Origin of the sequence: Bacteroides sp. AM41-16, from assembly GCF_003603495.1 — a bacterium.
In the GTDB taxonomy this organism is placed as follows: domain Bacteria; phylum Bacteroidota; class Bacteroidia; order Bacteroidales; family Bacteroidaceae; genus Bacteroides; species Bacteroides uniformis.
Window position 1 is genome coordinate 17,359 of record NZ_QTNE01000006.1, and the last position, 12,927, is coordinate 30,285.

13 protein-coding genes are annotated in these 12,927 nt (G+C 44.3%); 2 read left to right on the top strand and 11 right to left on the bottom strand.

All coding sequences use genetic code 11. The annotated features are described in order from the left end of the window. Window positions 1-12: 12 nt before the first annotated feature. From DW896_RS07255 to DW896_RS07305, 11 genes are all read right to left on the bottom strand, one after another. Entirely contained in the window at window positions 13-885 is an 873-nt protein-coding gene (locus DW896_RS07255; protein ID WP_034523106.1) for a DUF1573 domain-containing protein, read from the bottom strand. A 2-nt stretch (window positions 886-887) separates the two neighbouring features. Then, window positions 888-1,940 carry a BF3164 family lipoprotein gene (locus DW896_RS07260; RefSeq protein ID WP_005835273.1) on the bottom strand — a complete coding sequence of 351 codons (1,053 nt, stop codon included), beginning with the start codon at window positions 1,938-1,940 and terminating at the stop codon, window positions 888-890. Between the two features lie 132 nt (window positions 1,941-2,072). After that, entirely contained in the window at window positions 2,073-2,300 is a 228-nt protein-coding gene (locus DW896_RS07265) for a hypothetical protein (RefSeq protein ID WP_008665591.1), read from the bottom strand. Window positions 2,301-2,326: 26 nt separating this feature from the next. Beyond that, window positions 2,327-2,566, bottom strand: coding sequence for an NVEALA domain-containing protein (locus tag DW896_RS07270; protein WP_005835269.1), 240 nt, complete (start codon window positions 2,564-2,566; stop codon window positions 2,327-2,329). A 270-nt stretch (window positions 2,567-2,836) separates the two neighbouring features. After that, entirely contained in the window at window positions 2,837-3,904 is a 1,068-nt protein-coding gene (locus DW896_RS07275) for a BF3164 family lipoprotein (RefSeq protein ID WP_008665594.1), read from the bottom strand. Then, window positions 3,873-4,109: an NVEALA domain-containing protein gene (locus tag DW896_RS07280; protein WP_008665596.1), complete on the bottom strand. Its 237-nt coding sequence runs from the start codon at window positions 4,107-4,109 to the stop codon at window positions 3,873-3,875. Before DW896_RS07280 ends, DW896_RS07275 begins: the two co-directional genes overlap by 32 nt. Window positions 4,110-4,247: 138 nt before the next feature. Further along, a complete protein-coding gene (locus tag DW896_RS07285; RefSeq protein WP_227239004.1) occupies window positions 4,248-5,276 on the bottom strand; it encodes a DNA-binding response regulator in 1,029 nt (342 codons plus the stop codon). A gap of 135 nt (window positions 5,277-5,411) precedes the next feature. Next, a complete protein-coding gene (locus DW896_RS07290) occupies window positions 5,412-6,977 on the bottom strand; it encodes an ATP-binding protein (RefSeq protein WP_008665600.1) in 1,566 nt (521 codons plus the stop codon). Between the two features lie 465 nt (window positions 6,978-7,442). Further along, window positions 7,443-8,255 carry a glucosamine-6-phosphate deaminase gene (nagB, locus tag DW896_RS07295; RefSeq protein WP_005823882.1) on the bottom strand — a complete coding sequence of 271 codons (813 nt, stop codon included), beginning with the start codon at window positions 8,253-8,255 and terminating at the stop codon, window positions 7,443-7,445. 43 nt (window positions 8,256-8,298) lie between these two features. Beyond that, window positions 8,299-9,498 (bottom strand): FprA family A-type flavoprotein, encoded by a 1,200-nt coding sequence (locus tag DW896_RS07300; RefSeq protein WP_005835258.1) that lies wholly within the window; start codon window positions 9,496-9,498, stop codon window positions 8,299-8,301. A gap of 61 nt (window positions 9,499-9,559) precedes the next feature. Continuing rightward, window positions 9,560-10,489, bottom strand: a complete 930-nt coding sequence (locus DW896_RS07305; RefSeq protein ID WP_119993072.1) for a TIGR01212 family radical SAM protein — start codon at window positions 10,487-10,489, stop codon at window positions 9,560-9,562. Between the two features lie 315 nt (window positions 10,490-10,804). Between DW896_RS07305 and DW896_RS07310 the strand changes: the two genes are divergently transcribed. Together DW896_RS07310 and DW896_RS07315 are read left to right on the top strand one after the other, a co-directional pair. Continuing rightward, window positions 10,805-11,764 (top strand): ROK family protein, encoded by a 960-nt coding sequence (locus tag DW896_RS07310; RefSeq protein ID WP_005823887.1) that lies wholly within the window; start codon window positions 10,805-10,807, stop codon window positions 11,762-11,764. Then, on the top strand, window positions 11,757-12,908 hold the full coding sequence (locus DW896_RS07315; protein ID WP_119993073.1) for a sugar MFS transporter: 1,152 nt from the start codon (window positions 11,757-11,759) through the stop codon (window positions 12,906-12,908). The genes DW896_RS07310 and DW896_RS07315 overlap by 8 nt, the downstream gene beginning before the upstream one ends. The last annotated feature ends 19 nt before the right edge of the window (window positions 12,909-12,927 follow it).

A 12,927-nucleotide genomic window follows, 5' to 3' on the forward strand; every position in this document is an offset into this window, starting at 1 on the left:
CCCATCAATCAGTTATTTTGCATCCCCACTAATCTTCAAAACCAACGGAGAATTTTCTGTATTGCAATATACCGTTATCGTCTTGTCGAAGTGCTCCGGATGTTCGGCTTTATAAACCACTTCCAAAGCTATTTCCTTACCCGGTAATGCCGGTTCCTTTGAATAAGCTACGGTAGTACAACCACAAGAAGTGGCAACATCTTGTATAACCAATGGTTTGTCACCCACATTCTTCAATATAAAAGTTGCTTTTTGTTCCTCCTGCCAATCAAAACGACCCAGCGAAACAGATATATTGCTGGCATCCACTTCTGTTTTTATCACTTTACTTTCATCTCTTCGTTCTATCTTCTCACCTTTAATAATCTTCAGATAGAGTTCTTTCACTTTAGGATTATAAATTGGATTACCAATAGCAATAACCCTATTATTTCTATCTAACAAAAAAGTTTGAAAATTCATATTAGAAGGAAATTTATTCAATTTATTAAACTTATTATTTTTATCTATATATACCGAATGATTAAACCGTTCTCTCTTTAACAAAAGCCGTATTTCATTAAGCTTATATGGCTGAAAAACAAACTGAAAATGCACAGTATTCGGAAATATAGAATCAACATTTACTGCAAAATCTTGCCATTGTGATAAACCCAATTTACAACTCATACAACCTATCGAATCTATATAGGTTATTATCTTATACATACATATGGAATCTGCATTCAAAGTATCTCGACCTTGCATAAAAAAATGCATATCATTAGGATACAATATTTCACGTCCTTTCCACTCTTGCATTAACTTTACGAGTATTTCTCGATCCTTATTTCCACAAGAAATAAATAGTATAACTGACAGAGAAATATATAAAATACGATTCATAACTACAAATTCAACGAATATTTAACCAATTCTACTTCCTCTTTATCCATTAAAGCATATATTGTATCATCTGAATCTGATACACAAAAATTCATAATTGGAAAATCTAAGACAAACTTACATATAGGAGTGGCATCCCAAGCTAGCTGATAAATAATTTTTCCATTAAAAGCCTTTACACCAACTTCCTTATAACTATTTCCTGAATACAGTAGATAAACATACTTCTCTGTAGCATAAGCTTTAATAAAAGCCATTTTATTAGCTACACTCATTGGGGCCGACCTAGTTGTACCTGTATCTTCTGTTTTATATTCAGGGTATCCTCCTACAAATTCAAATGATTTATCTATATTATCTTTATTTACAGAATACAATGAAAATATAGGTGCTGACCCTATAGCAAAGACAAATCGATTCAATGATTTATTAGAAGATAACGTTCCTTGATAAGCCATTCCTCTTAAACGATTTTTAACTTCTTTTTCTTGTTTATCACGATAAGGATACTCGTAGTAATACCTACTTCCAATATGCTTACCAGTAAGACTAAACATATTATTTTCATAAAACCCTAATCCTAAATATGTATCATATTGAGTTGGGCATATATTTAAGCTCATCAGACTATCCTGCATCAACACTGGAAATTGAATGTTTCCTTGTTTAATTTGCCGTAGATTCATTTCCACTAGGTTCCGCTTATAAACATCATATACCCCAATTAACGAATCTCCATACAAAGAGCACAAAGAAAAAACCTGAAGGAATTCATTATTACCTTCCCCTCTTTTTCCAAAATGATATACAGAATTATTATCTCTTAAATCTATTAATGTAAATATACTATCATTTATATCATCATAGATAACAACCGATGAATCAGCATAATGAATAATATATGGTCTCCCTAAAATTAATTCATGATTTAAGACATTCGCAGAAGTAATTTTACGCATCTTTGTAAATGAAGCATCAAATTTTCTCATTTTTTCATCATAATTTGTACATGATGAAAATGAAACTACTAAAATTAGAACCAATAAATATTTCATAATAAAGAATAAAAAAATATTAGTATATTAACATATAATCAAGAGAATTCTCTTCTTCGTTGTCTTTTATTTTGAATAACAAAGAAGAGTTCTCCTGAATTACTTTCTGTATTTATCCAATAAAATGAATTACTAGAAATACTGACGATACCCTCTTACAAAAAAGCCATCATAATCTACAAAACATGTACGATCTGTTTGAATACAAAATGGACCTATTATAATCTCTGCACCAGACGCCATAGCATCTACATTCTTTAACAGCAACTCACATATCTGCTCAGTATCTTCTACAGTATGCAATCTTTCTACACTGATTAAAGAAAACAGAACAACAAACAATATTAATATTTTTTTCATACTATTTCTTGATTTATATTTATTAATTAAACATAGTGTATAAGCGATTGTCCTTTACATCCACCCCATCCCCAATCTTTACAGATACCAATTGCATATATAGCACAACCATAACAATCACCAGAACCTTCACCACCATCTGCTAATGCTTCTATATTAGCCAATGCCAAATCAGACATAACATCTGTTTTCTGATTTGCATAAACTCCATATCCTGCAATCGCTGCAAATGCTGCAACAAAAGCTATCTTAATCATTTTCTTCATACTACTCTTCAGTTTTATTAGTATAAGATTATTCTTTTTTTATCATTTACCACAAGCATAATGCTTGCGTACCAGAATCAAGATATAAAAATCTTGGAGAACTCTTTTCTTGCCATACCTATCGAAATGGCAGAAAACACACTCTGTTTTCAATTCAAATTACTATCTTTGCCTCGACCTCCTTTCTTGGTGGGTTATGGAACGGACGGTACGAGATGCACCAACCAAACGTGAACCGTCCGTTCCTCTCCATCCATATTATAGTTTACTTTATTTCATACTATACTCTATTATCGGATCATCTTTATTCACATCCGTTGCCAAGATTATTCCTTTTTGTTCATCTACCGATATGCCATAAACATAATGATCTAACACATACCTGCAGAGAGGTTCGCCGGTCAGACTAAAAACATAGATATACCGTCCTCCATCCGGCAAATAGACACCTTGCTGTACATTTTGCGCAATTTCCTTAAAAGAGCGCCCATGAAAAACCGCATAGATAGCACTGTCTGCCACTTGGACATCGCTAAATCCCATGATACCCGTAGGAATACCATAACCCTGAGAAATCTTAAACTCCGGTTCACCGTGCGGACCAATGCGTACCACATGCGTACTATCTTTCAAATTAAAGACTTCAAGTACTTCGCCCAACTGGGTAACTGCTGCCAGCACTCCATTTCGGGGATTATAGTCGATGAAGCTACGCCATGCCTGAGCCAATGCAGGACGGGCATTCTGTAAAGCCTCCGCGTTGGCTGACGGTATTTGACCGGTTCTGCGCAATAATTTCCCTTGATAGTTTACCCAGCAAAAGCGGCTACTGCCAGATCCGTCCGGAACAATGAAGGTAAAGTCGTCAACCATCACAAAGTCTAAAACGCGAAGCATGTCAGCATCCATATTTATCACTTTCTGAGGAACGATTGAGCAACCCGACGAAGTAAAATCATACTTGGTCAATACGGACTTACCAGCATCAAGTCCCCACAGAGATTGACCATGCCATCGGATATTTTCAGCAGAAAGCATCTCTTCGGGAGCCTCGCCCCGCTTGCCGAACGAAGCAAAATAGCGGAAACCCGGATAGTGGAAAACATGGCAAAAGTAGTCCGTGCCATGCAAATCCATTACCACAGCCTTATCACCCTGCACCCGAACGCGGAACGGATAACGGAACAAAGCGGTGTCCAATGGCTGCACCCTCGCTTTCAGCTCGATTGTTTGCGGAAAATCCATGTAGGCAACAGAAGTTGCTACTTTTTTCTGCGTACAAGAGGAAAGGGATAGTGCGGACAAGCTAATGAGGCATGCTATAATAAATGTGCACATGTTCGACTCCTTCCTTGGTAAGCGGACAAACAACTGAACCTCTTCCGACACACGCACCACCAGATCCTGTCTCACCGGCCGCCAATGCCTCTATATTCTCCAACAATAAATTATCCAAGCTTTCTGAATGAGTAGTTTCAGCATAACCTAAAATCGCGATGGCACTAACAACCAAAATTCCCAATAACTTCATTTTGCGTTTCATAGCATTTTTGTTTTTTGTTATGCCAATAAAGGTAAAAGGAAAAATTGGAAAACAGCAACTAAATAATAAACAAACATACCAAAAAGGGGCGTGAAAAAAATTTCACGCCCCTTAACACCTATTTGGTTAACATTTCAGCTACTTAGAGATAACAATTTGATACCCCTGCTTTTCTGATACAGCGAGTATTTTGACAGATTTATCCGTTTCAAATAGTTTGCGCAATGAGTTAATTGCTTTTCTGCGACGTTCTTTCAATCCCGTATCAGATAAGGTCCAACAGCAAACTACAGCTATTTCATCGTACGTCAGGAAATAATCGGATGTAGCTATAAAAGCAAGCAATAGTTTTGCGGCTTGGGGAGGGCAAAATTTCACTTCTTCTTTATTGGTTAGAGTATGGTTTATGGCATCGAAACTGGATTCTCCGATTAGGTAGATGTTCTTCTCCGATACATCGGTTGCCTTTTCCTTTTTATGTAGTTGAATCCTTACATAAAAAAACAATCCGAACAGTAAAATACACAAAAAGCAGGATAGTATCAGCAGTACATTATCTTTCCAATCAATGCAATACAAAAAAACGGGTTGCATGTATGCAGTCAGACTCATCGTATACATGTTGTCCAGATAGTAGGTACCCAAATTGTTTTGTGAAGTACAAATTGTTTCATTTCCAGCAAATGTTTCTTGAAAAACATCTTTCCCCAATGGGGTAATCTTCAAAGAAAGCACACACACTGTGCCACGGTACCGCGCATCCATTTCCTCTTGCCATTCAGACCTAATCTTTTCCAATGGAAATTTCCCATAGCAATTCAGAATATCGGCTTTATATCCTACAACTTCCAACAAATATAACCCTTGTGCCTCTTTCAGCGAATCTATCGTCACTTCAAATTCGCCTTCTTCTGTTATTACTTGTCTCTTGGTCTGTTTTGTTCCATTATTATCCCAAGAGACATGATACACCCTCAGCTTATCAAACTCCCGATTCACCACCTGCTCCGCAACCTTCTGCAGAGTTTGCAACGCGACCTCTTTGACCACAGTTTGTCCCTTCCGGGCATTATTATACAATGCCACTCCCCAAAACAGTGCCACTACTACAATGGCACATGTCCATATTACAGTAATCTTATTACAACGTTTCATCTTCTTTTTCACTTCTGTATCTTATTCATTTCTGCCCATGCACTCGAAAAGGCATCTGCTTAATAGCGCCAAAGTTAAAACAATAATATAAAGAAAAAAGAAAATGACTTGAGAAAGAAGGAAATAAAATCAAAACAATTTCTTCTTCTAATCCGCTTTAGCTATTTTCCACCCGCCAATCGTCCGCGTGGCACTGTCAAAATTCACACCAATCTTGACCACACGCCTGCCGTCCGCCCGGTAAGGGATGGCATACTGCTTGCTGTCAATTTGAGCCAACGCCTCTTCCGGGGTACCGTCGTATTTGAACTCGAAGACATAAACGACATCCTGCAACTGCACCACCACATCCGCACGGCCTACGGAACTCTTCACTTCCGACTCCACATATTGCCCCATCAACCGGAACAGCAAATAGAAAATGGTCTGATAATGCTTTTCGGTCTTGTTCTCCAAATCATTGGGAATGGAGGCAAAGAAGGAACGGGTACGCTCCAGGCAGCTCTCCACATCACCCTTCATCAAGTCGCGAAGGAAAGAGACGACGTAGAAGGTGTTGTTCTGGGCAGGCAAGTGCACGTAAGAGGGAAGCAGGGATTCAATGAACCCTTTACGGACCTCACCGTTGGGATAGGCCAAACGATAGATTTGGAAATTACGGTCATAGCCCTTAATGGTCAGATAACCGCTCTGGTAGAGCACCGGGATGGGACTCGTTATCTGTTCCGTAGGCGCATCAAACTGCTCATCGGTAGCCTCAACACCTTCCAGCGCACGCACATCGAAGTCTGCATGGCGCAGAATATCTATCAGGAAAGTAGGCGTGCCCGTGGAGAACCAATAGTTCTTGTATTCTTTGGAATTGAAAGCATTGAACAGGCTGAACGGGTTGTAAATATCCGCACAAGCCTTACTGAAATGATAACCGTCATATTGCCGCTTCAAATGCAAGCATGCCTCCTCGTAAGTCTCATCATTAGCCTCGGCCATCCGCTCAATATCGGGTTTCAACTGCGTCAGCAGTTCCTCCTCGGTGATGCCGCAGAGGGCACTGAAGTCATCGCGCATACTGATATTTTGCAAATTGTTCAGTTCGCTGAAGATGCTCAGCTGGCTGAACTTGCTGATACCCGTGATAAAAAGAAAACGGAGATATTGCCCCAGCCCCTTGAGAGGACTGAAGAACTTGCGCATCTCGTTGCGAAGCTGTTGTTGCAAAAGGGCATCGGAATTACTGTCAAGCAGAGGAGCATCGTACTCGTCAATCAGCACTACAACCGGCTTTCCGGTCTTGGCGTAGGCACGCAGGATGATGCCTTGCAGACGCTCTGCCGCCCCCTCTTCCTCTTCCTTTTTTCCGTAAATTTCTTCCCAACGAGATAAAAACAAATTCAATTGCCCCGTCAAGTCACGCAGCTCAGTATATTTCGTCAAGCTGAAATCAACGTGCAGCACCGGGCAAACCTCCCATTCCTGCTCCAGACGTTCCATAGCCAGCCCTTCGAAAAGTTCCTTTTTCCCCTGGAAATAGGCCTCCAGCGTAGACACGAGCAAGCTTTTGCCAAACCGACGGGGGCGGCTGAAGAAATAAATTTGGTCTGTATTCACCAATTTGTACACCAGCTCCGTCTTATCCACATACACACAATTCCGCGTACGCAGTTGCTCAAAATTCTGTATCCCTATCGGATAGCGTCTGCCACTCAATTCCATAGCTGCTACTGTTTAAATTACAAGTATGACAAAGATAGCACATATTCCGCAAAAAAGAAAGCACGCCCATGGCTTTTTCATCACAAGCCCTCACTGCAAACCTACTGCACATCTTTTGCAGTAACACTGCAAAGGCGTTGCAGTAGCACTGCAAAACAGTTGCAGTGGCACTGCATCTATGTTGCAGCGGCACTGCAAAAACGATGCACTGGTTTTGCAGTGAGTATTTGGTATCTTTAACATTGGCACCCAAAGCCTTACAGCGGAGCAGAGCCCGTTTTCATCACATAACGCCCTGTCCTGAAAACAGTCAACCAAAATCAGGAGAACAAAAAGGGTGAGGGCAAAATTTGCCCTCACCCTTTTAAATTGCTCTCACTCACCCCTGAAACACCGATGAACAAGCAGATGCAGACAAGCGGTGAGGGTGGTGAGGGTGGAATTGCAAAACTTTTATTAGTTTGCTTATTTCAGCAAGCTTTCCGCATCCAGGTGCTCTGCCTCAATATCCTTGAAGTAGCGGTAAGTACCCACCTTCAATTCTTCGGTAGCCGCATCGTCACAAACGATGATACCCTTTTCGTGCATCTGCAAGGCGCTGATAGTCCACATCTGCATCACGGGACCCTCGACTGCATGATAGAGGGCACGTGCCTTGTTGTGTCCGTTTACGATAATCATTACCTCGCGGGCGCTAAGCACAGTACCCACACCGACGGTCAGGGCAGTCTTGGGCACCTTGTTCACGTCGTTGTCAAAGAAACGGGAGTTGGCAATGATGGTATCGGTAGTCAATGTCTTCTGGCGGGTGCGTGACGAAAGGGAAGAACCCGGCTCGTTGAAAGCGATATGTCCGTCGGGGCCGATACCGCCCATGAAGAGGTCGATGCCGCCGTAGGACTTGATTTTCTCTTCATAGCGTGCACACTCGGCATCCAGGTCGGCAGCGTTGCCGTTCAGGATATTGGTGTTCTCCGGCTTGATGTCTATATGGCTGAAGAAGTTGTTCCACATAAAGGAATAGTAGCTTTCGGGATGTTCCTTGGGCAAACCTACATACTCGTCCATATTGAAAGTCACTACGTTCTGAAAAGACACGATGCCTTTCTTGTTCAGGTCGATAAGTTCCTTGTACATGCCCAACGGAGAAGAACCGGTGGGGCATCCCAATACAAACGGTTTTTCAGGTGTCGGATGAGCGGCCTTGATTTTGGCAGCCACATAATGTGCCGCCCACTTTGATACGGATTGATAATCCGGTTGAATGATTAGTCTCATTGTGATTGTTTTATTAGGTTAATAAATTAGGGGTAATTTTCAACTACTTCCTATCCTTCTTCAAACGCTCTGCCATGGCACGTGCCAGGTTTTCGCATTGTTCGTAAGTAATGTCCTTCATGGCCTGCTTCATCTCTACCGGGTCGCCCACAATCTCGAACTTGCTCTTTTCGGCAAACTCGCCCATGCGCTTCACGGCGGCACCCGCCCAGCAGAAGGAGCCGAAGTATCCCAGATAGCGTCCCTTCACTTCGCGTACCAGAATCTTGGAGAGCAAGGATTCTATCTCAGGATAAATCTGGTTGCTGTAGGTGGGGCTGCCGATGATAAGTCCGCGATACTTGAATATGTCGGCAATGATATAAGAAGGATTGCTCTTGCTCACATTGTGCATCACGATGTTCTTGATGCCCTGTGCAGAAAGTTCCGCAGCAATGGCTTCCGCCATCTGCTCCGTGTTGCCGTACATGGAACCGTATGCAATGACCACGCCCTCGTCGGCGGCATAACGGCTCAGCTTGTCGTAGATGCCGATAACCTTGGCTATATTCTCCGTCCACACCGGCCCGTGCGTGGAGCAGATGGTGGAAATGGGCAGACCGCCCAGCTTGGCAAGTGCCTTCTGCACCGGAGAGCCGTACTTGCCCACGATGTTGGAATAGTAGCGCACCATCTCGTCCCAGTATCTGTCCAGATTGATGCGAGTATCCAGGAACCCGCCGTCCAACGTACCGAAACAGCCGAAGCCGTCACCGGCGAAAAGGACTCCTTCCGTTTCGTCAAAAGTCATCATCGTCTCGGGCCAGTGCACCATCGGGGTCATATAGAAACGGAGCTTATGATGCCCCAAAGCCAGAAAATCCTCGTCCTTCACCATGTACTGTTCGCCCGTCACGCCATAAAAGCCCTCTATCATGCCGAAGGTCTGCTTGTTGCCCACGATGATGATGTCGGGATAATGCTGCTTTATCAGGCGGATAGAGCCCGAATGGTCCGGCTCCATATGGTTGATGATGAGATACTGGATGGGGCGCTCGCCGATAATGCTCTTTATCTTGCGCAGATACACCTCGAAGTAGCAGATGTCTACCGTATCGACCAAAGCGACCGTCTCATCATCTATCAGGTAAGAGTTGTAGGAAACCCCGTACGGCAACGGCCACATGCCTTCAAACAAATGCTTATTGCGGTCATTCACTCCCACGTAGTGGATTTTTCCTTTTATCACTGTTTTTGGGTTCATAATTATTCTTTATTTAGATTGATTCCATATTTAAAGTTGCGGCAAAAATAATTCTTTTTTCTCACATTTCATACTTCTTTCCCTGATATGCACCGAGTTCTTTCATTCTTTTTTGAACCCGATGATTAAATTCATAATTTTTCAGTCCCCAGTCGGGTGCAATGAGTAGTTCCTTGGGAGACTGGGAAACGAAACGCTCCAGTACCAAGTCCGACCGCAGATGCTCGATATAGTCTATCACGAGGTCGATATATTCCTCCACACCGAACAGATGGAAATCTTCGGGATGCTGCCGGTACTCCAGAGCCATACGGGTGCCCCTTATCAGTTGCAGCTGGTGCATCTTCAAGGTAGTGAGCGGCAGACGGGACAGTACGCCGGCTTGTGCCACGATGCTTTCGTGCGTCTCGCCCGGCAGTCCGAGGATGACATGCCCACCGGTCAGGATTCCGCGCGAAGCGGTTCTTTCCACCGCATCGGCGGCGGCATGGAAAGTATGCCCGCGGTTGATGCGGCAAAGTGTCTTGTCGTCGGTACTCTCTATGCCGTACTCCACTAAAAGGAAGGTATGCCGGTTCATCTCCTCCAGATAGTCCAGCAGGCTGTCGGGCATACAGTCAGGACGGGTGCCGATGACCAGGCCCACCACCCCGTCTGCCGACAAGGCCTCCTCGTATTTCCGCTTCAGGTCTTCCAGTTCGCCATACGTATTGGTATAGGCCTGGAAATAGGCGAGATACTTCATCTCCGGATATTTGTGTGCAAAGAACTGCTTGCCCTCCTCCAGCTGGCGAGTAATGGATTTCTCCGTACGGCAATAATCGGGGTTGAAGGTCTGGTTGTTGCAATAGGTGCAACCGCCGACTCCTTTGTTTCCATCCCGGTTGGGGCACGTAAAACCGGCATTCAGCGATATTTTCTGTACCTTATAGGGAAAATATCGCTTCAGAAAAAGAGGGAACTCATTATAGAGCGTAGATTTGGTTTCCATACATATTCCTTATGTAAGTGGCAAATATAGGATTTTTCCGTGGGATGAACCTGCAAAAACAAGAATACTTTCCACCCGATTTGTTAACGAACATAAAACAAAGAATTTCCACCTGCACTAAAAAATGTTTCATCCACTGATATATAACTAATTAATTGAGAAAGAGTACATCCAAGCGCAATTACATTAAACACAATTTAGTGATTAGACACTCTTTTTACACACAATTTCCTCAGTTTATACACCTCAAGAATGAAATAAATTCATAGCTTTGCATACAACCTTAATGAATCAACCTATAAATACTATAACACCATGGCAACAATCGCATTGGACATAGGCGGCACAAAAATAGCCAGCGCCATTTTCTTTCCGGACGGAAGCATGATGTTTAACCGCAAACGGCTCCTGAAAGGAAGAACCGGACACGAAGTGGGCAAGCTCGCCGCGGATATCCTCGCCAAACTTCTTACCGTAGCACGCAGAAGCCGTATACACGTCGACGGAATAGGTGTCTGCATCCCCGGTATCGTTTACTCCCAAACCAACCGGGTATGGGCCCCCAACATACCGGGCTGGGACAACTACCCCCTCTATGAGGAGCTGCGCAGTGTAACGCCTCCGGGCATCGAGATATACATCGACAGCGACCGTACCTGCTATATGTATGGAGAGATGTGGCAAGGTGCCGCCAAAGAATGTCACAGTGCCATATTCATTGCCGTGGGAACCGGTATCGGTGCCGGCATCATCATCGACGGGCACGTGTTGCACGGAGCCAACGACATTATCGGCGCCACCGGCTGGATGGCCCTGCAACCTCCCTACCGGGAAGAGTATGACGCATGCGGATGTTTCGAATATTACGCTTCCGGCAATGGTATCGGGGCACGGGTACGCGATGCCGTACGCGCCAACAAGGCATACAAAGGAAAACTGCGCCAGAAACCCATCTGCCGCATATCGGCCTATGATGTGTTCAGTGCCTATAATGAAAAAGACCCTATTGCCATCTCCGTATTGCACAAAGCCGTCGAGATGTGGGGCATGGCTTCCGCAAATCTGGTCAGCCTGCTCAACCCGCAGAAGATAATTTGGGGCGGAGGCGTATTCGGCCCTGCCGGTATCTTTATAGATGACATTTACAAGGAAGCCTGCAAATGGGCGCAACCGCTCAGCATCAAGCAGGTGGAATTTGTACCTTCTCAGTTGTCCGGTAATGCCGGACTGATAGGAGCAGCGTTTCTTGCCATCAAAAATCACTTGTATGAGTAACAGTTATCACAAGAATCTCGTATTCACGGCAGCGTGCATCGGGATGTGTTTCTTCGGAGTCTCCATGATTACATTGGGAGCAGTGCTGCCATCCCTCATAGCCAAGCTGAATCTGAGCGGGTTGCAGACAACCTCACTGGTCACTTTCCTGCCTCTGGGCATGCTGGCCGGTTCCCTGATTTTCGGTCCCATCGTAGACCGGTTCGGACATAAAGCCCTGCTGGTGCCCAGCTGCATCATCGTACTGCTGGGGATGGAAGGACTTGCCTTCTTTGAAAGCGTGCCACTGCTGCAAGCTTCCATCGTCGGCATCGGCCTGGGCGGAGGCATCCTCAACGGAGAAACCAATGCATTGGTATCCGACATCTCAGGAGAATCCGAAAAAGGCTCACGCCTCAGTTTTCTGGGCATGTTCTACGGACTGGGCGCATTGGGCATACCAATGTTGCTGGGCTCCCTTTCCAGGCATTATTCATTCGAAACCATCTTGCTGGGAATTGGCGTAGTGATGCTTGCGGGCATTATATTCTGTATCCCCGTACGCTTCCCCGCCCCTAAGCAGGCGCAAGGTTTCCCGGTAAAAGAGGGATTGGGACTGCTGAAAGAAAGCAGCTTACTGCTACTCAGCTTCATTCTTTTTTTCCAAAGCGGCATCGAGGGTGTCTGCAACAACTGGTCCACGAGTTACTTTGGGCAGATGACGGATATTCCGACCAATCAGGCATTGATTGCACTGACCTGCATGGTAACGGGACTGACCGTAGCACGTATGGTGCAGGTTGCGATATTCAAGAAGATAAAACCGGAAACCGTGCTGCCCTACAGCCTTGCACTCACTGCCATAGGCTTCTGTTTCCTTATGTTCTCGCCGGGGTTTGCACGCGCGGCAGTCGGCATGGTGCTGGTAGGTATGGGGCTGTCGGCCACGTATCCCGTGATACTCAGCATTCTTGGAAGCCGGTACCCGTCCTTATCGGGAACAGCATTCAGCGTGGCGCTTGCCATAGCCCTCGTCGGCCAGACTGCAATGAACGGCCTGATGGGAATGGTTTCCCAATACACCAATGGCATCGGGCTTTATCCTTATCTGATGATTGCCTCACTTGCCGTCATGCTCCTTTTGTATAAACGCTCACTCAAATAAATTTATTAACTTCTTAAAA